Genomic DNA, 25116 nt, shown 5'->3' with positions numbered 1-25116 from the left:
ATCTACAGGTTATCCCAATTATTCCTTCGTTGTCTCAACTTCGACATTTAATTTATCTGCAGATTGATGATCATCATCGTCATCAGTATCACGCATTTCAATTTCAGTATCGTCGCTAGACATCATCTTAACATCCATACCTAAGCTTTGTAATTCCTTAATCAATACTTTGAATGATTCAGGAACACCTGGTTCTGGAACGTTTTCGCCTTTTACAATCGATTCATACGTTTTCACACGACCAACAACATCATCCGACTTAACTGTTAAGATTTCTTGAAGAGTATAAGCAGCACCGTAAGCTTCAAGTGCCCAAACCTCCATCTCACCGAAACGTTGTCCACCGAACTGTGCTTTACCTCCAAGAGGCTGTTGCGTTACAAGTGAGTATGGTCCAGTAGAACGAGCATGAAGTTTATCATCAACCATGTGTGCAAGTTTAATCATGTACATGACACCAACAGATACACGGTTGTCGAATGGTTCACCAGTACGTCCATCGTATAGAATTGTCTTTGCATCACGTGCCATACCAGCTTCTTCGATTGTTCCCCACACATCTTCCTCGCGAGCGCCATCGAATACTGGTGTTGCAACGTGGATACCAAGATATCTTGCTGCCATACCAAGATGAAGCTCTAGCACCTGACCGATATTCATACGAGATGGTACCCCTAATGGGTTTAACATGATATCGATTGGTGTGCCATCTGGTAAGTAAGGCATATCTTCTTCCGGTAAAATACGGGAGATAACACCTTTGTTACCGTGACGACCGGCCATCTTGTCACCTTCAGAAATTTTACGTTTTTGAACGATATATGCACGTACAAGTTGATTCACGCCTGGTGGTAATTCATCGCCATCTTCACGGTTGAATACTTTTACGTCTAAGATAATACCGCCGCCGCCGTGTGGTACACGTAGTGATGTATCACGTACTTCACGAGCTTTCTCACCGAAGATTGCATGTAATAGACGCTCTTCTGCTGTTAATTCCGTTACACCTTTTGGCGTTACTTTACCAACAAGAAGGTCTCCGTCTTTTACTTCTGCACCGATGCGAATAATACCGCGCTCATCAAGATTGCGAAGCGCATCTTCCCCTACGTTTGGAATGTCTCGTGTAATTTCTTCTGGTCCTAGTTTTGTATCACGAGCTTCAGATTCATATTCTTCAATATGAATAGAAGTATACACGTCATCTTTTACAAGGCGCTCACTCATAATGATCGCATCCTCGTAGTTATAACCATCCCATGTCATAAAGCCAACAAGCACGTTACGACCAAGTGCAAGTTCACCTTTTTCCATAGAAGGACCGTCTGCAAGAATTTCACCTTTTACAACTTCATCTCCAACACTTACGATTGGGCGTTGGTTGTAACAAGTTCCTTGGTTAGAACGGACGAATTTTAACATTTTATAGCGATCTAAATCACCTTTTACTTTTTGGCCGTCTACTTCGATGTAACGACGTACCCAAACTTCGCGAGCTTCTACGCGTTCAACGATACCAGGGTGTTTACAGATCACTGCAGCTCCTGAGTCTTTCGCTGATACGTACTCCATACCAGTACCTACAATTGGAGATTCTGGGTTCATAAGTGGAACTGCTTGACGTTGCATGTTCGCACCCATTAGCGCACGGTTCGAGTCATCGTTTTCTAAGAACGGAATACAAGCTGTCGCAGCAGACACAACCTGTTTTGGAGAGATATCCATGTAGTCTATGCGTTCGCGTTTTACTACAACGTTCTCGTCACGGAAACGCGCTACAACATCTTCATCAAGGAAGTCCCCTTCTTCAGATAAACGTGCATTTGCTTGGGCAACAACATAGTTGTCTTGTTCATCAGCTGTTAAATAATCCACACGCGTTGTTACACGTCCAGTTTCTGGATCAACACGACGGTATGGTGTTTCAATGAAACCAAATTCATTTACTTTTGCAAATGAAGATAAAGAGTTAATCAAACCAATGTTTGGTCCCTCTGGCGTTTCAATCGGACACATACGACCATAGTGAGAGTAGTGAACGTCACGCACTTCAAAGCCTGCGCGCTCACGCGTTAAACCACCAGGTCCTAATGCAGATAGTCTTCGTTTATGCGTTAACTCCGCTAATGGGTTTGTTTGATCCATAAACTGAGATAACTGCGAGCTGCCGAAGAACTCTTTAATAGATGCAATAACCGGACGAATGTTAATTAATGCTTGCGGCGTAATTGCATTTGTATCTTGAATCGACATTCTCTCACGAACAACACGCTCCATACGAGAAAGACCGATACGGAATTGGTTTTGTAACAATTCCCCTACAGAACGTAGACGACGGTTTCCTAAATGGTCAATATCATCCGTGTCTCCTACTTTATATAGAAGGTTAAAGAAATAGCTAATAGATGCAATAATATCGCCTGGTGTAATATGTTTTACATCGCGATCAATGTTCGCATTACCAATAATATTGATAGAACGCTCTCCATCTGCATCCGGAGCATAAATCTTAATAGATTGCAATTCAACATTGCCTTCTACCACTCCGCCTATCGGCTTCGCAGTTTTAAAGCCAATGTTCTTTTCTAAGTAAGGTAACATACGATCTAATGTACGACGATCTAAGATTGTTCCTTCTGCCGCTAAAATTTCGCCTGTTTCAGGATCCACCAATGTTTCAGCTAAGCGTTGGTTAAACAATCTGTTTTTAATGTGTAACTTCTTATTAATTTTGTAACGACCTACATTTGCTAGATCATAACGCTTTGGATCAAAGAAGCGAGAAACAAGCAAGCTCTTTGCATTTTCTACTGTTGGTGGTTCACCTGGACGTAGACGCTCATAAATTTCAAGCAATGCTTTTTCTGTGCTATCCGTGTTATCTTTTTCTAGCGTATTGCTTAAGTACTCGTTATCACCTATAAGCTCGGTGATTTCTTGATCAGAGCCAAACCCTAATGCGCGTAACAAAACAGTTACAGGTAGTTTGCGCGTACGGTCGATACGCACATAAACAACATCCTTAGCGTCTGTTTCATACTCTAACCAAGCTCCGCGGTTTGGAATTACAGTAGCAGTAAATCCGCGTTTTCCGTTTTTGTCCACCTTGCCGCTGTAGTATACACTTGGTGAACGAACTAACTGAGAAACAATAACGCGTTCTGCACCGTTAATTACGAATGTTCCTGTCTCTGTCATGAGTGGGAAATCTCCCATGAACACATCTTGTTCTTTCACTTCGCCAGTTTCTTTATTGATTAGACGCACTTTTACACGAAGTGGTGCTGCATACGTCACATCACGCTCTTTACATTCTTCTACAGAATATTTCGGTTCGCCTAAACTGTAGTCGATAAACTCAAGCGATAGATTTCCCGTAAAGTCTTCAATCGGAGAAATGTCTTGGAACATTTCTCGCAAACCCTCATCAAGAAACCACTGATAAGAAGAGGTTTGAATTTCGATAAGATTTGGTAATTCTAATACCTCACTAATACGGGCATAACTTCTTCGTTGGCGGTGGCGTCCGTATTGAACTAGTTGACCTGTCAACTGCTTCACCCCTCAAATCATGAGTATTATAAATGCACAAAAATGTGCAAAATCACAACTAAATACGGCTAACACAAATTGCGTAGCCTTTTTCTCTACAAAGATAGACACGTTGAGTATTTCTAACTGCTCAAAAAGAAAAATGGCTTCTATAAGAAAACCATCATTCTGTTTCATAATCTGCTGATTTTACTATCTTTTCCAAGAGAAGCAAAAATATACATCGTTCTCAACGCAGAAAATCATATATTGGCATTTTATAATGCTAACACAAACCAAAAAAACCGTCAACGTTTTTTTGATTTTATGATATAATATCCTTTTTTCTTTTCTACAACTTCCACAAAGTCAAACGCTTCTTCTAACTTTTTCATCGCGGATGGTGCACCTTGTTTCTTTTGAATCACAATCCAAAGCTCACCGCCTGGCACAAGATAATCCACGGCTTTTTCTAGAATCTCATGTACTACTTGTTTCCCTGCACGAATTGGCGGATTAGATAAAATAGCAGCATATTGCCCACTTACATTTTCATATACACTACTTTGATAAATCTGGACATTCCCAATTCTATTATTAGCGGCATTTTCTTTCGCAAGCTCAAGTGCTCTTTCATTCACATCCACCATATGAACTGTACGCTCTTGAAACTCCTTTGCTAAAGATAAACCAATTGGACCATATCCGCACCCGACATCTAACACATCCCCTTGGACATCCGGCATCTGAAATGCTTCGATTAAAAGACGAGAACCAAAGTCCACTTCATTTTTCGAAAACACGCCGTGGTCAGATAAGAAAACAAATTGAGATCCTCTCAACTTATATTCCCAACGTTTACGATCACTTTTGCTAGAGGGATCGTTAGAAAAATAATGGTCTGCCATATGGCCACCTCTTTTCTTTACAGTTAAAAAAAAAGCTCGCATGAGAGCGAGCTTTTTTTAAAGCTTCAAAAGTTAATTACTTAACTTCTACAGCAGCGCCAACTTCTTCAAGTTTAGCTTTGATTTCTTCAGCTTCTTCTTTAGAAACGCCTTCTTTAACTGCTTTTGGAGTGTTGTCAGCTAATTCTTTAGCTTCTTTTAAGCCAAGACCAGTGATTTCACGAACAACTTTGATAACTTTGATTTTTTGAGCACCTGCATTAGCAAGCACTACATCAAATTCAGTTTTCTCAGCAGCAGCTTCAGCAGCGCCACCAGCTACAGCTACAGGAGCAGCAGCAGTTACGCCGAATTCTTCCTCGATAGCTTTTACTAAGTCGTTAAGTTCTAATACAGTCATAGATTTAACTGCTTCAATGATTTGTTCTTTAGTCATTGTAAATATCCTCCCTTAAATAGGTTTGTATTGTTTTATCGATAACACGTAATTATCTTTTAAAAAATTAAGCGCCTTGCTCTTCTTTTTGATCTGCAACTGCTTTAGTAGCGATTGCAAGACCGCGCATTGGAGCTTGAAGAACGCTAAGAAGCATAGAAAGTAAGCCTTCACGTGATGGAAGAGTAGCGATAGCTTTAACCTCATCAAGTGATACAAGTTTACCTTCGATTACGCCTGCTTTAATTTCTAAAGCTTCATGATCTTTAGCGAAGTCGTTTAATACTTTCGCAGGAGCAATTACATCCTCGTTACTGAACGCGATTGCGTTTGGTCCTGTTAAGAATTCGTTTAACTCAGCTAGTTCAGCAGCTTCTGCAGCACGACGAGTTAAAGAGTTTTTGTAAACTTTGAACTCAACGCCAGCTTCACGTAATGTTTTACGTAATTCTGTTACTTCAGATACTGTTAAACCACGGTAGTCAACAACGATTGTTGATTTACTTTCGCTAAGTTTAGCAGCGATTTCAGTTACAACGTGTTGTTTTGCTTCGATTGCTTTAGTCATGTTATTACACCTCCTGTAGATTATATAGAAGATGTACCGAAAGTGCACTAAAAAACCTCCATGCCCAATTGTAGACATGGAGGCATATAGTCACAGAAAAAAATTCCGTTTCGTATATTCACACCTAGGTAGGAAATTAAGCCACATTGGCACCTACTGTCTACGGTACACTATTTAAATTCACAACATAAATGATTATATTAAAACTTCTTCACGAAGTCAACTTCCAAATTTTACGCAATAGTAGAAACTTCAACGCGTACGCCAGGTCCCATTGTAGAAGCAACTGTTACGTTCTTCATGTAAGTACCTTTTGCAGCAGCTGGCTTAGCTTTTAGAAGAGCATCAGCAACTGTCTCTAAGTTTTCAACTAATTTAGCATCTTCGAAAGATACTTTACCGATTGGCACATGAATGTTACCAGCTTTATCAACGCGGTATTCTACTTTACCAGCTTTGATTTCGTTAACTGCTTTTGTTACGTCGAAAGTAACTGTTCCAGTTTTAGGGTTTGGCATTAAACCTTTAGGTCCTAATACACGACCAAGTTTACCAACTTCACCCATCATGTCAGGAGTTGCTACTACTACGTCAAAGTCAAACCAACCTTGTTGGATTTTGTTGATGTAGTCTGCATCACCTACGAAGTCTGCTCCAGCAGCTTCAGCTTCTTTTAGTTTTTCGCCTTTAGCGAATACTAATACACGTTGTACTTTACCAGTACCGTGTGGAAGAACAACTGCACCACGAATTTGTTGGTCAGCTTTCTTAGGGTCAACACCTAAACGAAATGCAGCTTCTACAGTCGCATCAAATTTAGCTGTGTTTGTTTTCTTTACTAATTCTACTGCCTCTGTTGCAGAGTAAGCAGTTGTACGATCAACAAGCTTCGCAGCTTCTACGTACTTTTTACCTCTTTTAGCCATTTTTATTTCCTCCTCAATGTGGTTTTAGCGGAATAACCTCCCACGTTTACGCCTTCTTTCCGATACAATCGAGGATGTGCGCCCATCCCTTTATTTAAAAAACAACATTCATTTACGATAATAAAGGTTGCGAATTGGAATTCCAGACCCGCAACCTCTTTTACAAAAAAAAACAAATCGAATTAGTCTTCGATAACAATGCCCATACTGCGTGCAGTACCTTCAACCATACGCATTGCAGCTTCTACGCTAGCAGCGTTTAGGTCAGGCATTTTAGTTTCAGCGATTTCGCGAACTTTATCACGCTTAACAGTTGCCACTTTATTACGGTTTGGTTCACCAGAACCAGACTCGATACCAGCTACTTTCTTAAGAAGAACAGCAGCAGGAGGAGTTTTAGTAATGAAAGTGAATGAACGGTCTTCAAATACTGTAATTTCAACAGGAATGATTAGACCAGCTTGATCTGCTGTACGAGCGTTGAACTCTTTACAGAAGCCCATAATGTTAACACCCGCTTGTCCTAATGCTGGACCAACTGGTGGAGCTGGGTTAGCTTTACCTGCAGGAATTTGAAGTTTTACCATTTTAATTACCTTTTTAGCCACGAGACACACCTCCTTAAGTCCGTGATGTGGTCAATTGGGCAGTGATTTGCCCTCCCACTTCATATTTTATCTTTAGCGATAAAATCTTTCTCAAAAAACGTCTCCGTTTCCGAAGACGTACTGACTTAAAAGATATTATCACTTTTTACAATTCATTTCAAGTTTCATTTTATAATTTTTCAATTTGGTGGAAATCTAGTTCAACTGAAGTTTCACGACCAAACATATCAACAAGTACTGTTACTCTTTGTTTTTCTAGATCAATTTCATTAATAGCACCTGTGTAATTCGCAAATGGGCCTTCGTTCACACGTACAGTCTCATGAAGTTCAAAGTCAAAGTCAACTACTTCATTTTCCATTCCCATGTGTTTTAAGATTGTAACTACTTCTTCTTCTAATAACGGAGATGGCTTCGAACCTGACCCAGAAGATCCAACAAATCCTGTTACACCTGGTGTATTACGAACAACATACCAAGAATCATCTGTCATGATGATTTCTACCAACACATAGCCAGGAAACACTTTCCTCTTTGTTATTTTTTCTTTTCCGTTTTTCATTTCTACTTCTGTTTCCTCTGGAACAATAACACGGAAAATTTTATCTTGCATAGCCATTGATTCTACGCGTTTCTCTAAGTTTGTTTTTACTTTATTTTCATATCCAGAATAAGTATGGACAACATACCAACGTTTTTCCATTAATTTAGGACGACCGTCCTTCCCTCCCTGACGTACATTTTTTTGTGCAAATGAAAAAACCCGTTCACCGGGCTTTTACACAGTTCGTATAAATAACATTAACATTATATCATGTATAAGCGCTTCTTATTCAAGAATTAAACGAATTAAAGAAGAAATCCCCATATCCACTACCGCAAAGAAAATTGCACAGAAAGCAACTGTTGCAATTACAGTAAGTGTCGAACGGATTAATTCATCTTTTTTCGGCCAGCTTACTTTTTTCATTTCGCGACCTACATCGCCAAAAAAGTTCGTCAAACGCATTTCCGGGACCTCCAGTGCATAATTACAATTATTTATTTTGTTTCCTTATGAACCATATGCGCATTACACATTTTACAAAATTTCTTTATCTCAAGACGCTCTACTGAGCTTGTATCTTTCATTGTTGAATAGTTTCGATTATTGCATTTTTCACATGCAAGTACAACTTTTTTTCTCACCTGTTACACCAGCCTTGTAACATTATTTCCTTAAAAATGTATCATACAATAAAAGGCAATGTCAATGACGCTTCCCCCCTACTGCAAAAAGAAAAGGAGAGGAAAAAACCTCTCTTTTATATTTCTCTATTAACCTAATATATTTTTAACTCTCAAACTTAAACACCTTAACGTTTAAGTGAAGGTGAGTGAACAGCTGCTGTTTCTCTCATTTCCATATAACGCTCAAGCTTCCGTTTCACTCGCTGCAGGGCATTATCAATGGATTTCACATGACGATTCAATTGCTCTGAAATCTCTTGATACGATCTTCCGTCTAAATATAAAGAAAGCACCTTTCTTTCTAAATCGCTTAATAATTCAGATATTTTTAATTCTATGTCAACATACTCTTCCTGACTAATAATCATTTCTTCAGGATCCGTCATCTTCGCTTCAGATATAACATCTAACAGAGTTCGATCGGATTCTTCATCATAAATTGGTTTATCTAAAGAAACATATGAATTTAAAGGGATATGTTTTTGTCTTGTCGCTGTTTTAATCGCAGTGATAATTTGACGTGTAATACACAATTCCGCAAAAGCTTTAAAGGAAGACAGCTTGTCCTCTTTATAATCACGAATCGCCTTAAATAATCCAATCATACCTTCTTGGATAATATCTTCACGATCAGCGCCAACCAAAAAGTAAGATCTTGATTTTGCACGAACAAAATTTTTGTACTTATGAATTAAATACTCTAGCGCATCAACATTACCTTGTCGTACTAATTCAACTATCTCTTCATCCTCTAAACTACTAAATGTAACATTGTTGCCGCTTACGAAGTCTGTTTCCAATCTGATCCCTCCGACCGCTAGTTATTTAGCAATATTATACAGTAAGCACTCGAAGAGCGTCAATGTTTCAACGCCCTCCTCGTCTTAATTTTTCTAACTTTTCTGTAACTTCTTCACTAAATATCGTCCGCATCGCCGGTTGTTCTTCTTTTGTTTTCTTCGTTTCACGACGCACTCTTCGTTCCATCGCCTGAACTTCTATCTCTAACTCACGCGCTGATTTACGCAGAGCACCCTGCCCAAAAATGGCCCACTGCTCTGTGTAATCAGACGTCGCAACATAAATCCGTGTATTAATATTACGCAGCTCAATTGCGAGTTGCTCAATTTTTTCATCCGCCGTTTGGTTTCTCCTTGTAAAAATTACATCTACACGCGCTTGCTTCATCTTCTTTTCAATTCCATAAACAGAATATGCATCAAAAACAATCATTACTTTCGTGCCTGTATATCCTTGATAATCTGCCATTTTGTCAATAAGCAAATCTCGTGAAGCTTGTAAGTCTACATCCCTTAGCTTTTTCAAGTCTGCCCAAGCTCCAATAATATTGTAACCGTCAACGATTAAAATATCATTCATTTTTATTCACCGATTGGGTGACGTTTCCGATACACTTCATACATTAACAAGCTAGCAGCAACTGAAGCATTTAAGGAGGTAACTTTACCAGCCATCGGTAAATGAATCAAGAAGTCACATTTCTCGCCGATAAGGCGACTCATGCCTTTCCCTTCACTTCCAATCACTAAACCAATTGGCATCTTTCCATCTAAATTACGATAGTCATCTTTCCCTTTTGCATCTGTACCGGCAATCCAAAGCCCGCGCTCTTTCAATTCATCAATCGTTCTTGATAGATTTGTAACGCGAGCTACAGGAACATACTCAATCGCGCCCGTAGAAGCCTTTGCAACTGCCGCTGTTAAACCAACCGCTCTGCGCTTTGGAATAATAATACCATGCGCCCCTACTGCATCTGCCGTACGCATAATAGAGCCTAGATTGTGCGGATCTTCAATCTCATCCAGAATTAAGAAAAATGGATCCTCATTGCGCTTAGCTGCCAACGCAAATAAATCCTCTAAGTCAGCATATTCATATGCCGCCACTTGTGCGATTACACCTTGATGATTCCCCTCTACAAGTTGATCTAATTTTTTCTTCGGTGAATTCTGCACTAAAATTTTATTTTCTTTCGCTAATGCTAGTACAATTTGCACTTGCCCTTTCGCAGCACCTTCTGCAATCCAAATTTTATTAATATCACGACCTGCTCTCAACGCTTCAATTACAGGGTTACGTCCAATAATATATTCACTGTTCACGCTCACGCGCCTCCTTCCTTATCCTCTAATACACGAATTGCTTCAAATACAATCTCTTCTATTCGTGTTTGTTCATTCAATAAATAATGATATCCAATCAGTGCCTCAAAAGCAGTACTATATCGATATGTTTGTACATCTGTATTTTTCGGAACAGAACCTGATTTTGCATTGCGCCCTCTTCTTAATACTGCTTCCTCTTCTTCACTAAGAAATGCTGTCTCTAGTAAATGATGAACAACTTTCGCTTGCGCTTTTGCAGAAACAAAGCTTGTCCCCAAACGATGTAATTGATTTGGACGAACTGTTCCTTTTTGAAGCAGGTGATAGCGGATATATTGTTCGTATACCGCATCACCCATATATGCTAACGCTAAGCTATTCAATTGCTTTGCATCAATCATGTTTAGCCTCTTTTCCATCTTGTACCTTGTGGTGTATCTTCTAAAATAATGTTACGCTCTTTCAATTCATCGCGAATTTGATCAGACAGTGCAAAATCACGATTTTTACGAGCCTCAATACGCTTTTGGATTAGTGCTTCAATTTCTTCATCAAGCAATTCTTCTTTTGTTAATTCTAATCCTAAAATGCCAAACAATGTTTCAAGTTGTTTTACATACGCTTCAATGACAACTTTTGACGTATGCTCTTCTAATAAATATTGATTCGCATGATTTGCTAAATTATATAACTCAGTTATTGCATTTGCTGTATTGAAGTCATCATCCATCGCTTCTTCAAATGCCGCTTGGAATTTATCCATTTCAGTTAACCATTTCTCATTATGGTCCGTTAAATCCGTACTGCTTTCCATGCGATGTTTTAAGTTTCCATAAGCCGTTTTAATTCTCTCTAATCCATTATTCGTACTTTGCAGTAACTCTTCACTAAAGTTGATTGGATGACGATAGTGTACAGATAACATAAAGAATCGGATTAACTGTGGATCATACTGTTTAATAATATCGTGAACTAAAATAAAGTTTCCTAACGACTTAGACATCTTTTCATTGTTAATATTAATATATCCATTATGCATCCAGTAACGTGCAAATGTTTTTCCAGTCAAAGCCTCTGATTGTGCAATCTCATTTTCATGATGCGGGAATGTTAAATCTTGACCACCAGCATGAATATCAATTGTATCACCTAAATATTTACGTGCCATTGCAGAGCATTCGATATGCCAACCTGGACGACCTTTCCCCCAAGGGCTCTCCCAGAAGATTTCTCCTTCTTTCGCTGCTTTCCATAATGCAAAATCAAGTGGATCATGTTTCTTTTCTCCCACTTCAATACGTGCCCCATGACGCAGGTCTGCAATTGGCTGATGTGATAATTTACCGTAACCTTCAAATTCCTTTGTTCTGTAATACACATCACCTTCAGATTCATATGCATATCCTTTATTCACAAGTTCCTGAATAAACTCAATAATGATATCCATATTTTCTGTTACACGAGGATGAACTGTCGCATGTTTGCAGCCTAGTGCCGTTACATCTTCAAAGTATGCTTCAACAAAGCGATCTGCAATTGTTGGAACGTCTTCTCCTAGCTCATTCGCCGCTTTAATTAATTTATCATCTACATCAGTAAAGTTAGAAACATATTGTACATCGTATCCTTTATGTTCTAAATAACGACGTACTGTGTCGAATACCATAGGTGGTCTTGCATTCCCAATATGGATGTAGTTGTATACTGTAGGACCGCACACATACATTTTCACCTTATTTTCCTCTAATGGAATAAACTCTTCTTTTTGACGCGTTAGCGTATTATAAATGTGAATAGTCATTTTTATCCTCTCTTTCTGTTTTCACTACCATATGTTTTTTCAATTGTTCAAGCTCTTCTTCCACCGCTTTCAACTTATCAAAAATCGGATCCGGAAGATCACAGTGATTTAATTCTTGACCTACTTTTACCCCATTTTGAATCACGACGCTACCAGGAATACCTACAACTGTAGAATGTGCAGGTACTTCCTTTAATACAACCGAACCAGCACCAACTTTAGAATTTTCTCCAACCGTAATCGATCCAAGCACTTTCGCACCTGTTGCAATCAATACATTGTCTTTAATTGTTGGATGACGTTTCCCTTTTTCTTTCCCTGTACCACCCAACGTAACACCTTGATAAATTGTCACGTTATCTCCAATTTCACACGTTTCTCCAATTACAACTCCCATGCCATGATCAATAAAAAACTTACGACCAATTGTTGCCCCCGGATGAATTTCAATACCCGTAAAAAAACGACTCATTTGTGAGATAACACGAGCAAAAAAGAAAAACTTTCGTTTATAAAAAGCATGTGCAATACGATGCGCCCAAATTGCGTGCAATCCAGAGTAGGTTAAAATCACTTCGATGTAACTTCTCGCTGCTGGATCCTGTTCAAAGACGACTTCAATATCCTCCCGAAGCCTCTTAAACATTTTTGTTCCCCCTTTTTGTTTAAAGTGAAACTCCCATCAATGGAACCTTTTACCACTAATGGCAAGTTGAACCAATAAGGTTTTTGATTTCCACTTTCTTACAAAGTTTTTTTCGACTATTTATACCAAAAACTCTCCCCCATACCTGTAAGTATAGAAAAAAGGCGTCTCTGTCTATAGACAGAGACGCCTTACTAGCGCGGTTCCACTCTGTTTAGGCCTAAAAAAGCCTCAAACTCAAACATGATAACGGTTTATACCGCTTCTGCTTACTTTGCGTCAACATGACATTTCTCGAAATATATTCGTTGTTCAGCAGAAGACTCAAAGGGGCACTTCAAAAAACTGCTTTTAAACCACTTCCAGCCAAATGGTGGTTTTCTCTGTGAAAAGCATGATTTTCTACTTCTCCTTCTCGTCGCTTTCTTTTATTTCATTTTAAAGTATTCTTATTATATTTCTAAATCCGTAAAATGTTAACCAATTACTTTACGAACACGATTTAAAACTTTTTCTTTTCCAAGAAGTGCAATTGCATTCGGAAGTTCTGGTCCGTGTGTTTGGCCAGTTGTCGCAACGCGAATTGGCATGAATAAATTTTTCCCTTTTTGACCTGTTTGCTTTTGAACAGCTTTAATCGCTGTCTTGATTGCTGCAGCTTCTACTTCTTCTAATGCTTCTAATTCTGCCGCAAACGCACGAAGAACTTCTGGTACTTGTTCCCCTTTTAATACTTCTTGTCCTTCTTCTTCATAATCCACATGATCTTTAAAGAACATATCAGACAATTCAACAATCTCAGCCCCAAAGCTCATTTGATCGTGATATAAAGCGATGACATCGCGAATCCAAGCTAGTTCTTGTTCACTTGGGTTTTCACTTACGCGACCAGCTTTCACTAAATGCGGTAAGCTTAATTCAACAACGCGATCTAAGTCTTGCTTTTTCATATATTGGTTGTTCATCCATTTTAATTTTTGAGAATCGAATAATGCCGGTGATTTCGATAAACGAGCTGCATCAAACATTTCAATAAACTCATCTTTAGAGAAGATTTCTTCTTCCCCTACTGGTGACCAACCTAGTAATGCGATAAAGTTAAAGATTGCTTCTGGAAGATATCCCAGCGCTTCATATTGTTCAATAAATTGAATAATAGATTCATCACGTTTACTTAACTTTTTACGGCTTTCATTTACAATTAACGTCATATGACCAAATTGTGGTATATCCCAACCAAATGCTTCATAAATCATCATTTGTTTTGGTGTATTAGAAATATGGTCATCACCACGAAGAACGTGTGAGATTTCCATGAAATGATCATCTGCCGCTACTGCAAAGTTGTAAGTTGGGATGCCATCTTTCTTCACGATAACGAAATCACCGAAATCGTTTGAGTTGAAAGATACGTCTCCTTTTACAATATCATTAAATACATATTCACGGTTTTCAGGTACACGGAAACGAATACTTGGAATGCGTCCTTCTGCCTCGAATTGTTTTACTTGCTCATCTGTTAAATCACGGTGACAACCCGCATAACGAGGTGTTTCACCACGAGCGATTTGTCCTTCACGTTCTGCTTCTAACTCTTCTTCTGTCATATAGCACTTATACGCTAAGCCACGCTCTAATAAATCTTCATATAACTTTTTATAAATATCTAAACGCTCCATTTGACGGTACGGACCATATTCACCACCAACGTCGATGCTTTCATCCCAGTCCATGCCAAGCCATTTTAAATACGTTAATTGGCTTTCTTCACCGCCAGCAATATTACGCTTTACGTCTGTATCTTCAATACGGATAATAAATTTACCGTTTTGACTACGAGCGAATAAATAGTTAAATAATGCCGTACGTGCATTTCCGATATGTAAGTGTCCTGTTGGACTTGGCGCATAGCGCACTCTCACTTGCTTTTCCATAGTTGGTACACCTTCCATTCCTAATGTCAACAGATTCTTTAATTGTACACCAAAAAATTACGATTATCCATCTTGCGAATCAAAAACAACTATTTTTTCTGTAATAATACAATAGCCTGCGAAGCAATTCCTTCTTCTCGCCCTGTAAATCCTAATTTTTCTGTCGTCGTTGCTTTTACATTGACATTCTCGATGCTCGTTTGTAATAGCTCGCTAATTCTCTGACGCATACTTTCAATATGCGGTGCCATTTTCGGCTTTTGAGCAATAATTGTACAATCTAAGTTTCCAAGTACATACCCTTGCTCTGTCACAAACTCCCACACTTTCTGCAAAAGGACAGCTGAATCTGCATCTTTAAATGCAGGATCTGTATCTGGAAAATGTTTACCGATATCACCAGCAGCAATCGCCCCTAAACAAGCATCAGCAATAGTATGCAAAAGGACATCAGCATCAGAATGCCCAAGTAATCCTTTTTCATATGGAATTGTAATTCCACCAATAATTAGCGGTCTTCCTTCTGCAAATGCATGTACATCAAAACCTTGTCCAATTCGAAACATTTCCAATTCCTCCTCAAACTACACTAGTAAACCTTATATCATTCTTACGGGCATATAAAGGCTCCACCCGTTGAAGTTTTTGCTCTATATATAGAAAAGCCCGGTAGCCACCGGGCTTTTCTATTATAACATTGCTACTGTATTTTCAAAACTCGCAGAAAGCTTTCAGCAATTACTAAATCTTCAGGTGTTGTCACCTTTATATTATGATAGCTTCCTCCTACAACTCCCACCTCTTTAGGAATGCGTTCCACCAGACTGGCATCGTCAGTTCCTAGAAAACCCGCTTGTTTTGCACTTTCATGTGCCTCTAACAGAATGGGAACACGAAATCCTTGCGGTGTTTGAACTGCTTGCAGATGAGAACGTTCTACGGTTTCAACAACAATATCATGTGTCACTTTTTTAATTGTATCTTTCACAGGTACTGCACAAATGGACGCACCTTTTTCTTTCGCCATTTGCAATACATCTTCAATCATCTTTTTCGTTACAAACGGACGTGCCCCGTCGTGGATAAGTACATACTCTACATCTCTTACATACATAAGAGCATTGTATACACTATCCTGACGCTCACATCCACCTTGAATAAGTTGGATGTCTTTTTGAATATGATAAGTTTGGAGAAGTCCCTCAAAGTAAGAACGCTCTTCTTCGTTAATCGCTAAAATAACATGCTTACATTGCTCATCTTTTTCAAAAGCTCGTAATGTATGAATGATAATGGGAACAGAATCAATTTGTAAAAATAATTTATTTTTCCCCGCTCCCATACGCTTACCTTGTCCTGCTGCAGGAATAATTAATGTATACATCACCATAGTCCCCTACTTATAACGCTTTTTCTAGCAGTTTGCGCTTAGCAAAAATCATTCGGCCCGCAGATGTTTGCAGTACACTTGTAACAAGTACATCAAGCTGTGAACCAACATGCTCTCTACCATCTTCGACTACGATCATTGTACCGTCATCTAAATAAGCAACGCCTTGATTCTGCTCTTTTCCATCCTTCACAACGTATACCCTTAACTCTTCACCCGGAAGTACAACAGGCTTAATAGCATTTGCTAAATCATTAATGTTTAAAACTGTCACACCTTGCAATTCAGAAACTTTATTTAAGTTAAAATCATTCGTAACAACAGTGCCGCCTGTTAATTTTGCTAACTTCACAAGCTTACTATCGACTTCTTGAATATCTTCAAAATCACCTTCATAAATTTCTACTGGAATAGATAACTCTTTTTGAATACGATTTAAAATATCCAAGCCTCTTCGTCCGCGATTACGCTTTAATGCATCCGAAGAATCAGCAATATGCTGTAGTTCCTCTAACACAAATTGCGGAATGACAATTGTACCTTCCAAAAACTTCGTTTGACAAATATCCGCGATACGTCCATCAATAATAACACTGGTATCTAGTATTTTCCATCCGGAAGTTAACGGTTCTACTTCCTCGTTTTCATTATTCGTATTTTTTTTCTTTCCTCCGCGTTGCGCCAATGTAAACAACCCTAACAATTCATTCCTCTTTTTAAATCCTACTTGGAACCCTAAGTAACCAAGTAATAGCGTGAAAAAGATTTGCAATACTGTACTAATGACTGGAATGGTAAATTCGCGAATCGGAATCAAGATTAAATACGCAACAATTAGTCCTGAGATTAATCCTAATGTTCCAAATAACACATCTGTAACAGGTGCTTTTACAAGTGCTTCCTCAATATGTTTAATAAGCTGAACAATATAATCTACAAGCCAAAAAGTTGTTAAAAATAAAATGATTGCACCAATAATTGCACGAATATAAGAACCTTCAAGCCAAGGAACTGCACCTATATCCAAAACATTAATCACTTTTGGAATGAGAAAAATTCCTAATGCTCCTCCAATAACTAAAAAGAAAAGCTGTACGATTCGTTTTAACATTCAACCACCTCCTACTCATTATTAACCATTACTTCGCCACTCAAAACGTCGAGTGAAAAAGTGGACGTGTTTTTTTATAATTTGTTTTATTTACCAATATATCATATCATATATAAAAAATCTTTGAGTGTAGCTATATTGTGAAATCAATGTAATATTCTTAATTGTGTCTGCTCATATACAAGTGTTCTTGAATTCGTTTTAAACCCTCTCGTATCTTTTTCGCCCGTACTTCTCCAATTCCTTCCACATCATCCAAATCCGCAATAGTTGCACGGCAAATTCCTTGTAAGTTCTTAAAACGATTAATTAAGTTCTCAATAATAAGAGGTGGAACTCTAGAAATTTTACTCGCTATTCGATAGCCTCTTGGTGTAATGCTTTCTTCTAATTTCATTTGTCCGGAGTATCCAAGTAATTTCACTAAATCGCTATCTTCTAGGAGTTGCGCATTCGCAAGCTCTTGTAATTTTTTTAAAATTTGATAGTGATCTTGGGTTTTTTCATGATAGTAATCTTTAATTAATAGTGCAGCCTCTGCTTCCACGTCAGCAAGCAATTCTGTCAATTGTAAACGAATGAGCCTTCCTTCTGTTCCTAATTCATGAATGTAACTGAAGATTTCATTTTTAATCCGCAGCATCATTTCAACGCTATGTAGTACATGCACAACTTCAGACATTGTAACCACTTCTTCAAATTCTAAAATACCAAGGTTTGTTATACCGTCATTCCATACAGCCTTATATTTTTCTAATGTTTGAATCGCTTGGTTTGCCTTTGTTAAAATAACCCCAATATCTTTTAATGTATAACGTAAGTTTCCTTGATATAACGTAATTACATTTCGTCTTTGTGAAATGGCAACAACAAGGCTACCCGTCTGCTTTGCCACTCGCTCTGCTGTTCGATGGCGCATACCTGTTTCAATAGAGTCAATAGATGAATCAGGAACCAGCTGTCCATTAGCGATTAAAATTTTACTTCCCGTTTCATTTAAAATAAGAGCCCCATCCATTTTTGCTAGTTCATACAGACTAGCAGGAGAAAAAGCACAATTAATATGAAATCCTCCATCAACAATACTTTTAATTTGTTCGTTGTATCCGAGTACAATAAGACCACCCGTTTGTGCCCGGAGCACATTATCAATTCCTTCTCTTAATGGTGTCCCCGGTGCAACAAGCTGTAAAATATTAATAATACTTTTGGAACGTTGCTTGTTTTCTTCCATATCTTATCCTCCTAGTGCAAATCGAAGAGCCTCTCCTATATTCGATACTCCAACTACTTCAATTCCTTCTGGAATCGTCCATCCACCTAAATTCTTTCTCGGGATAATAACACGCTGAAATCCTAATTTTTCCGCTTCTTGTACACGCTGTTCAATGCGAGAAACACGACGAACTTCTCCCGTTAAACCAACTTCACCAATGACTGCATCACCTGGAAACGTCGGTTTATCACGAAAACTTGATGCAATACTTAAAGCAACCGCCAAATCAACTGCCGGTTCATCTAGTTTAATTCCCCCGGCAACTTTTAAATAAGCATCTTGATTTTGAAGCAATAATCCTGCTCTTTTTTCTAGTACCGCCATAATAAGAGAAACACGATTATGGTCAATTCCTGTTGCCATTCTTCTTGGATTCCCAAAACTTGTAGGAGAAATTAATGCTTGTATTTCTACTAAAACGGGCCTTGTTCCTTCCATAGAAGCAACAACCGTTGAACCAGCAGCACCCACGGGTCTTTCTTCCAGAAAAATTTCAGAAGGATTTAACACCTCTGAAAGGCCAAGCTCCTTCATCTCAAAAATCCCCATCTCATTAGTTGAACCAAAACGGTTTTTCACCGCTCGTAAAATTCGATATGTATGATGACGATCTCCTTCAAAATAAAGAACGGCATCCACCATATGCTCTAACATACGTGGACCTGCTATAGCTCCTTCTTTCGTTACATGCCCTACAATAAAAATAGGGATTCCTTTCGTTTTTGCAAGCTTCATAAGTTCTGCTGTGCATTCACGTACTTGCGCTACACTTCCTGGCGCTGAAGTTACTTCCGGTAAATGAATGGTTTGAATAGAATCAATTACTACAAATGATGGATTCATTTCATCTATATATGCTGCAATTCGTTGTAAATCTGTTTCTGATACAACAAATAAATTATCTCCATTTACATGAAGACGATCTGCTCTAAGTTTAATTTGTTTTGCAGATTCCTCCCCTGATATGTATAAAACATCATACGCACGATCTGCTAGTTGTGATGATATTTGCAGTAATAATGTTGATTTCCCAATACCAGGATCTCCTCCTATGAGCACGAGAGAGCCATCTACAATTCCACCACCAAGCACCCGGTTAAATTCTTGAAAACTTGTTTCAATACGCGCCTCTGTTTTCGTTTCCACTTCTTTCAGGCGGCGAGGCTTCGTTAATTCAGTTTGGATTGCACTTGCATAGTTCAGGCGGCGTGATGATACAACTGGTTCCATCTCTTCCACCAGTGTATTCCATTGTCCGCACCCCGGACACTTTCCCATATACTTTGGTGACTGATAACCACATTCTTGACATGTAAATTTTGTTTTCTTTTTAGCCATCGTTTTTTATACTTCACTTCGCTTTCATATGTAACAAAAATATTTCTTTTTTGTACAAGAAAGAGGGCTATTGTTTAGCCCCCTTTTGTTTGTCTATACTTATTTTACCTTTTCTGCACTACGAATGACAAATGATTCCCCTTCTGCATCAAAAACAACTTTTTGACCTTTCTCAATAACTCCTTTAAGAAGTTCTTCTGATAATCGATCTTCTACATGTTTTTGAATTGCACGGCGTAGTGGACGAGCACCATATTCTGGATCAAATCCTTTATCAGCAATCGCTTCAATTGCTCCATCCGTTAACTCTAAATCAATATCTTGTTCTTTTAAACGTTTAACCAACTGCTCTACCATAAGAGTAACAATTTCTTTAATATGTTTCTTCTCTAATGTATGGAAAACAATAATTTCGTCAATGCGATTTAGGAACTCAGGGCGGAATGCTTTTTTCAACTCATCCATTACTTTGCCCTTCATATCTGCATAATCACGACTTTCATCTTGCACATTAAATCCAAGATGTTTGTTTCGTTTTAATGCATCTGCACCTACGTTAGAAGTCATAATAACAATTGTATTACGGAAATCAACTGTACGACCCTTTGAATCTGTTAAACGACCATCTTCTAACACTTGCAGTAAAATATTGAATACATCTGGATGCGCCTTTTCCACCTCGTCAAGTAAGACAACAGAGTATGGTTTGCGACGAACTTTTTCCGTTAACTGGCCGCCTTCTTCATATCCAACATATCCTGGAGGAGAACCAACTAGACGAGAAGTAGAGTGTTTCTCCATGTACTCCGACATATCAATACGAATCATTGCATCTTCGTCACCAAACATGGATTCTGCTAATGCGCGTGCAAGTTCCGTTTTACCAACACCAGTTGGTCCTAAGAAAATAAAAGAACCGATTGGACGTTTTGGATCTTTCAAACCTGCTCTTGCACGGCGAACTGCTTTTGCAACTGCAATAACTGCTTCATCTTGCCCAATTAAACGATCATGTAAAATATTTTCTAAGTTCAATAGTTTGTCTGTTTCTGTTTGAGCTAGCTTAGAAACCGGAATACGCGTCCATGTTGAAACAACATTTGCAATATCCTCTACTGTTACTTCCGAATTCTCTTTACCTTGCTGCTCTTTCCATTGACGCTTCGTATCTTCTAATTTTTCACGTAGGCGCTGTTCCATATCACGTAAAGAAGCTGCTTTCTCAAATTCTTGACTTTGTACTGCCGCATCTTTTTCTTTTCTTACTTCTTCTAGCTTCGATTCAAGTTCTTTTAAATTTGGTGGTGTTGTATAAGAACGTAAACGAACCTTTGAAGCTGCTTCATCAATTAAGTCAATCGCTTTATCAGGTAAGAAACGATCTGTAATGTAACGATCAGATAATTTTACAGCGGCGTCAATTGCATCGTCTGAGATAGAAACACGGTGATGCGCTTCATAACGGTCACGTAATCCTTTTAAAATTTGAATCGATTCTTCTAAGCTCGGTTCATCAACGTGAATTGGTTGAAAACGTCGCTCTAATGCCGCATCTTTTTCAATATATTTACGATACTCATCTAGCGTTGTCGCCCCAATACATTGTAGTTCTCCACGCGCTAATGATGGCTTTAAAATATTCGATGCGTCAATCGCCCCTTCTGCACCGCCTGCACCAATTAGTGTATGAAGCTCATCAATGAATAAAATAATATTACCAGCTTGACGAATTTCATCCATGACTTTCTTTAAACGGTCTTCAAACTCACCGCGATATTTCGTACCAGCAACTACAGTCCCCATATCTAATGTCATAACACGCTTATCGCGTAAAGTCTCTGGAACTTCGTTGTTTACAATTTGTTGTGCTAATCCTTCAGCAATTGCCGTTTTACCAACACCGGGTTCTCCAATTAACACAGGATTATTTTTTGTTCTTCTACTTAATACTTCAATTACACGTTGAATTTCTTTGCTACGACCAATTACTGGATCTAAACGCCCTTCACGTGCTACAGCTGTTAAATCACGCGCTAAACTATCAAGCGTCGGTGTATTTGCATTAGCCGAGCCACCACCTTGATGACCCGAAGCCGTCTCGTTACTACCAAGAAGCTGCAATACTTGTTGACGCGCTTTATTTAAACTTACACCTAAATTATTTAAAACACGGGCCGCAACGCCTTCTCCTTCACGAATAAGCCCAAGTAAAATATGCTCTGTTCCCACATAAGAATGACCAAGTTTACGCGCCTCGTCCATTGATAACTCTATTACTTTTTTTGCACGCGGTGTGTAGTGAACCGTTTGGGACATCTCCGTACCGCGCCCAATTAGTGCTTCTACTTCTTTTTGAACTTTCTCTGGGCTTAATCCAAGTGCGACCAATGCTTTTGCAGCAATTCCTTCTCCTTCGCGTACAAGACCGAGTAAAATATGCTCTGTGCCGATATTATTATGACCAATACGAATTGCTTCTTCTTGGGATAACGCTAATACCTTTTGTGCTCGCTCTGTAAATCTTCCAAACATCATATGAATCACACTCCTACTTCGCTCGATTTTGTTCAATTCGTAATCTTTCACGAATAAGTGCTGCTCTGCGATAATCTCTTTCATCAGGTTGTAACGGGCCTCCAGCATATTGCTGTAAGATTCCAGGCTGTGTAAGTACCATTAACTCTGTTAAGATATTCCTAGATATATTCTCAATATACCCAAGGTCAATACCAAGCCGAACATCCGATAAACACGTTGCTGCCTCAGCAGATTCAATTAAACGGCTATTCTCTAATACACCATAAGAACGATATACCTTATCTTCAAGCTCAATACTTGAACTTTTCGTAATTGATTCTCTTGCTGTTCGTTCTTGTTGAATAAGTTGCTGAACAACACTTTTCAAATCTTCTACAATATCTCCTTCAGGTTTTCCTAATGTCATTTGATTAGAAAGTTGAAATATGTTCCCTAACGCTTCGCTACCTTCACCATATATCCCTCTCACAACTAAACCAAGTTGATTAATTGCCTGAACGATACGGTTCATTTGTCCTGTTAAAACGAGGGCTGGCAAATGTATCATCACTGAAGCTCGTAAGCCTGTTCCTAGATTTGTAGGACAGCTCGTTATATAACCAACTTGTTCATCAAATGCATATTCAATCTGATTTTCTATCCAATCATCAATTTGATTTGCACTATGCAGTGCTTCTGATAGTTGTAATCCCGGAAATAAACATTGAATCCGAATATGATCTTCTTCATTAAGCATAATACTTACTTGTTCATTCTCAGATAATAAACAAGCACCATATTCTGTTCCCACTAGATCCGGACTTACAAGGTGCTTTTCTACCAATACTCTACGCTGCAAAGGTTGAATCCTATTCATTTGTAACAGTTCAAATCCCCCGAAAGGTTCAACTTTTTGATTGGCAAAATTTTCTTGAAATACATGAATTATTTGCTCCGCTTCCTCATTTGTTAGCATAGTCGGGAACTGATAATCTCGTAAATTCCGAGCCAATCGAACACGACTGCTTAAAACAATATCGGAATCAGGACCTTCTTCCCTCATCCATGGACTAATTGCTTCGTTCATAATACGATCGAGTGACATAGAATTATTCCCCCTCTCTATGCTCACGAAGCTGATTTTCTATGCTGCGAATTGTATCTCGGATTTCAGCAGCCTGTTCAAACTCTTCTTGTTGTATGCACGCCTGCAATTTTAGTTTTAACTCATCTAATTCTTTTTTCAGATGAAGATTTCCTCCTATACGGTTAGGAATTTTTCCATGGTGCTTTGTATGTCCACCATGAACTCGTTTTAGCGTTGGTTGTAATTGTTCTTTAAACGTTTCATAACAAGTCGAACAACCAAACCTTCCGACCTTTGCAAATTTTGGATACGTCATATTGCATTTCGGACATTGCAAAGGCTGTTCACTCGAAAAATCATTTGTTTTTTTCTCAGATACGGGTTGCTCGACATTCAGTAGTCCTGCTAATAAATTATGAAATGACAAACTAGACTTATTTGATTGAAAGAAAGACGTATATCCATTTTCTTGTGCACATTGCTCGCAAAGATGAATCTCCGTCTTTTCTCCATTGATTGCTTTTGTAAAATGCAGCGTTGCTGATCGTGAACTACAGTTTTGACAAATCAACTTGTTTCCCCACCTTTACAATAGGAAAGAATTATTAATTTACAATCTTATTCGTTCAACTCATTCTTAAGAGACAAAGCATTCCTAAGGGAAGTTTCACTTTACTTATACTTCAATGTTCTAAGCATTGCTTGAAGCATACGCGCTCGTAATTCATCTCTAAATGGTAAATCCATTAGTAAAACAGATCGATCTAATACACTAAACATAAGCTTTGCTTCCCTACTAGTAACAATACCTTCTTCTAATAAACGCCTTATTATACTCTCAGCGTTTGATTGAGTAATGCTATACTGAATCATTTGTAACATTTGATTAATAATGTCTATATCATCATGCAATTTGACTTTTATAATGCGAATATAACCTCCGCCACCTCGTTTGCTTTCCACTACAAACCCTCTTTCTATAGTAAAACGAGTATTAATAACGTAGTTAATTTGAGATGGCACACAATCAAACTTATCAGCAATTTCACTTCTTTTAATTTCAATTGCATTATTATTACTTAAGTCAATAACTTGCTTTAGATATTGTTCAATAATATCAGATATATTTCTCATTTATCCTCCACCTTTATTGACTTTGACTATCTTTGACTTTAATTATATACGTATTAAAAAATTTTGCAACTCTTTTGCTTCCTTCCCTATCCTATCCATATTTTTTCCCATTTAATCAACCGTTCTTTATTTTATGAATAAAGAATATAAAGTTTCCTATATAAAAAAGAATGCAAAAAAGACGAGTCCAATGACTCGTCTTTCGTTTGCCTGGCAACGTCCTACTCTCACAGGGACAAAGTCCCAACTACCATCGGCGCTAGAGAGCTTAACTTCCGTGTTCGGTATGGGAACGGGTGTGACCTCTCTGCCATCATTACCAGACTTATGAAGGTATATTCCTTCAAAACTAGATAACATTTGCTTCATATTATATGGTTAAGTCCTCGATCTATTAGTATTCGTCAGCTCCACATGTCACCATGCTTCCACCTCGAACCTATCAACCTGATCATCTTTCAGGGATCTTACTAGCTTAACGCTATGGGAAATCTCATCTTGAGGGGGGCTTCATGCTTAGATGCTTTCAGCACTTATCCCTTCCGC

Annotated in this window: 25 protein-coding genes, 2 rRNA genes and 2 other annotated features (1 of these 29 running past the window's edge); all 27 genes read right to left on the bottom strand. The window is 38.4% G+C overall.

Annotated elements, in window-relative coordinates:
• Positions 1-18 precede the first annotated feature (18 nt).
• Positions 19-3552 (bottom strand): DNA-directed RNA polymerase subunit beta, encoded by a 3534-nt coding sequence (rpoB, locus tag AB1284_RS23225; RefSeq protein ID WP_429752820.1) that lies wholly within the window; start codon positions 3550-3552, stop codon positions 19-21.
• 287 nt (positions 3553-3839) lie between these two features.
• Positions 3840-4439 (bottom strand): class I SAM-dependent methyltransferase, encoded by a 600-nt coding sequence (locus AB1284_RS23220; protein ID WP_429752821.1) that lies wholly within the window; start codon positions 4437-4439, stop codon positions 3840-3842.
• A gap of 76 nt (positions 4440-4515) precedes the next feature.
• Positions 4516-4875, bottom strand: a complete 360-nt coding sequence (gene rplL, locus AB1284_RS23215) for a 50S ribosomal protein L7/L12 (RefSeq protein ID WP_336484564.1) — start codon at positions 4873-4875, stop codon at positions 4516-4518.
• Positions 4876-4942: 67 nt separating this feature from the next.
• On the bottom strand, positions 4943-5443 hold the full coding sequence (gene rplJ, locus AB1284_RS23210) for a 50S ribosomal protein L10 (protein WP_429752822.1): 501 nt from the start codon (positions 5441-5443) through the stop codon (positions 4943-4945).
• Positions 5444-5483: 40 nt separating this feature from the next.
• Positions 5484-5627: a sequence feature (ribosomal protein L10 leader region), on the bottom strand.
• Between the two features lie 49 nt (positions 5628-5676).
• Complete coding sequence (gene rplA / locus AB1284_RS23205; RefSeq protein ID WP_429752823.1) at positions 5677-6369, bottom strand: 50S ribosomal protein L1; 693 nt, start codon at positions 6367-6369, stop codon at positions 5677-5679.
• A gap of 182 nt (positions 6370-6551) precedes the next feature.
• Positions 6552-6977, bottom strand: coding sequence for a 50S ribosomal protein L11 (gene rplK, locus AB1284_RS23200; RefSeq protein WP_001085872.1), 426 nt, complete (start codon positions 6975-6977; stop codon positions 6552-6554).
• Between the two features lie 169 nt (positions 6978-7146).
• Positions 7147-7680, bottom strand: a complete 534-nt coding sequence (gene nusG, locus AB1284_RS23195) for a transcription termination/antitermination protein NusG (protein ID WP_230576161.1) — start codon at positions 7678-7680, stop codon at positions 7147-7149.
• Between the two features lie 126 nt (positions 7681-7806).
• Positions 7807-7986, bottom strand: a complete 180-nt coding sequence (gene secE / locus AB1284_RS23190) for a preprotein translocase subunit SecE (protein ID WP_098309988.1) — start codon at positions 7984-7986, stop codon at positions 7807-7809.
• A 32-nt stretch (positions 7987-8018) separates the two neighbouring features.
• On the bottom strand, positions 8019-8165 hold the full coding sequence (rpmG, locus tag AB1284_RS23185) for a 50S ribosomal protein L33 (protein ID WP_429752824.1): 147 nt from the start codon (positions 8163-8165) through the stop codon (positions 8019-8021).
• Between the two features lie 167 nt (positions 8166-8332).
• On the bottom strand, positions 8333-9007 hold the full coding sequence (locus AB1284_RS23180; RefSeq protein ID WP_429752825.1) for an RNA polymerase factor sigma-70: 675 nt from the start codon (positions 9005-9007) through the stop codon (positions 8333-8335).
• Between the two features lie 67 nt (positions 9008-9074).
• Positions 9075-9587, bottom strand: a complete 513-nt coding sequence (locus AB1284_RS23175) for an NYN domain-containing protein (RefSeq protein WP_429752827.1) — start codon at positions 9585-9587, stop codon at positions 9075-9077.
• 2 nt (positions 9588-9589) lie between these two features.
• Positions 9590-10333, bottom strand: a complete 744-nt coding sequence (gene rlmB, locus AB1284_RS23170) for a 23S rRNA (guanosine(2251)-2'-O)-methyltransferase RlmB (RefSeq protein WP_336484558.1) — start codon at positions 10331-10333, stop codon at positions 9590-9592.
• A gap of 2 nt (positions 10334-10335) precedes the next feature.
• The gene (locus AB1284_RS23165; protein WP_429752828.1) at positions 10336-10737 is read right to left on the bottom strand and encodes a Mini-ribonuclease 3; all 402 of its coding nucleotides are present in this window, start codon (positions 10735-10737) and stop codon (positions 10336-10338) included.
• A gap of 2 nt (positions 10738-10739) precedes the next feature.
• A complete protein-coding gene (gene cysS / locus AB1284_RS23160; protein ID WP_429752829.1) occupies positions 10740-12137 on the bottom strand; it encodes a cysteine--tRNA ligase in 1398 nt (465 codons plus the stop codon).
• A complete protein-coding gene (cysE, locus tag AB1284_RS23155) occupies positions 12118-12783 on the bottom strand; it encodes a serine O-acetyltransferase (RefSeq protein WP_429752830.1) in 666 nt (221 codons plus the stop codon). Before cysE ends, cysS begins: the two co-directional genes overlap by 20 nt.
• Positions 12784-12962: 179 nt before the next feature.
• Positions 12963-13211: a binding site (T-box leader), on the bottom strand.
• 48 nt (positions 13212-13259) lie between these two features.
• Entirely contained in the window at positions 13260-14717 is a 1458-nt protein-coding gene (gltX, locus tag AB1284_RS23150; protein ID WP_429752831.1) for a glutamate--tRNA ligase, read from the bottom strand.
• A gap of 89 nt (positions 14718-14806) precedes the next feature.
• Positions 14807-15283, bottom strand: coding sequence for a 2-C-methyl-D-erythritol 2,4-cyclodiphosphate synthase (gene ispF / locus AB1284_RS23145; protein WP_429752832.1), 477 nt, complete (start codon positions 15281-15283; stop codon positions 14807-14809).
• A gap of 134 nt (positions 15284-15417) precedes the next feature.
• Positions 15418-16101 (bottom strand): 2-C-methyl-D-erythritol 4-phosphate cytidylyltransferase, encoded by a 684-nt coding sequence (ispD, locus tag AB1284_RS23140; protein WP_429752833.1) that lies wholly within the window; start codon positions 16099-16101, stop codon positions 15418-15420.
• A gap of 16 nt (positions 16102-16117) precedes the next feature.
• Positions 16118-17218 carry a PIN/TRAM domain-containing protein gene (locus AB1284_RS23135; RefSeq protein ID WP_429752834.1) on the bottom strand — a complete coding sequence of 367 codons (1101 nt, stop codon included), beginning with the start codon at positions 17216-17218 and terminating at the stop codon, positions 16118-16120.
• Positions 17219-17378: 160 nt separating this feature from the next.
• Positions 17379-18452 (bottom strand): DNA integrity scanning diadenylate cyclase DisA, encoded by a 1074-nt coding sequence (disA, locus tag AB1284_RS23130; protein WP_336484550.1) that lies wholly within the window; start codon positions 18450-18452, stop codon positions 17379-17381.
• 3 nt (positions 18453-18455) lie between these two features.
• A complete protein-coding gene (radA, locus tag AB1284_RS23125; protein ID WP_429752835.1) occupies positions 18456-19832 on the bottom strand; it encodes a DNA repair protein RadA in 1377 nt (458 codons plus the stop codon).
• A gap of 99 nt (positions 19833-19931) precedes the next feature.
• Complete coding sequence (clpC, locus tag AB1284_RS23120) at positions 19932-22367, bottom strand: ATP-dependent protease ATP-binding subunit ClpC (protein WP_429754393.1); 2436 nt, start codon at positions 22365-22367, stop codon at positions 19932-19934.
• Positions 22368-22380: 13 nt separating this feature from the next.
• Positions 22381-23454: a protein arginine kinase gene (locus tag AB1284_RS23115; protein WP_429752836.1), complete on the bottom strand. Its 1074-nt coding sequence runs from the start codon at positions 23452-23454 to the stop codon at positions 22381-22383.
• A gap of 4 nt (positions 23455-23458) precedes the next feature.
• Positions 23459-24007 carry a UvrB/UvrC motif-containing protein gene (locus AB1284_RS23110; protein ID WP_429752837.1) on the bottom strand — a complete coding sequence of 183 codons (549 nt, stop codon included), beginning with the start codon at positions 24005-24007 and terminating at the stop codon, positions 23459-23461.
• A 101-nt stretch (positions 24008-24108) separates the two neighbouring features.
• Entirely contained in the window at positions 24109-24570 is a 462-nt protein-coding gene (locus tag AB1284_RS23105) for a CtsR family transcriptional regulator (RefSeq protein ID WP_429752838.1), read from the bottom strand.
• A 208-nt stretch (positions 24571-24778) separates the two neighbouring features.
• Positions 24779-24894, bottom strand: a 5S ribosomal RNA gene (gene rrf, locus AB1284_RS23100).
• Positions 24895-24944: 50 nt separating this feature from the next.
• A 23S ribosomal RNA gene (locus AB1284_RS23095) occupies positions 24945-25116 on the bottom strand (it continues 2751 nt past the right edge of the window).

It is taken from the genome of Bacillus sp. S2(2024), assembly GCF_050474045.1.
Taxonomy (GTDB): Bacteria; Bacillota; Bacilli; order Bacillales; family Bacillaceae_G; genus Bacillus_A; species Bacillus_A yunxiaonensis.
Note: the sequence above shows the minus strand (reverse complement) of the source record. Positions and strands in the feature narration are given on the sequence as shown.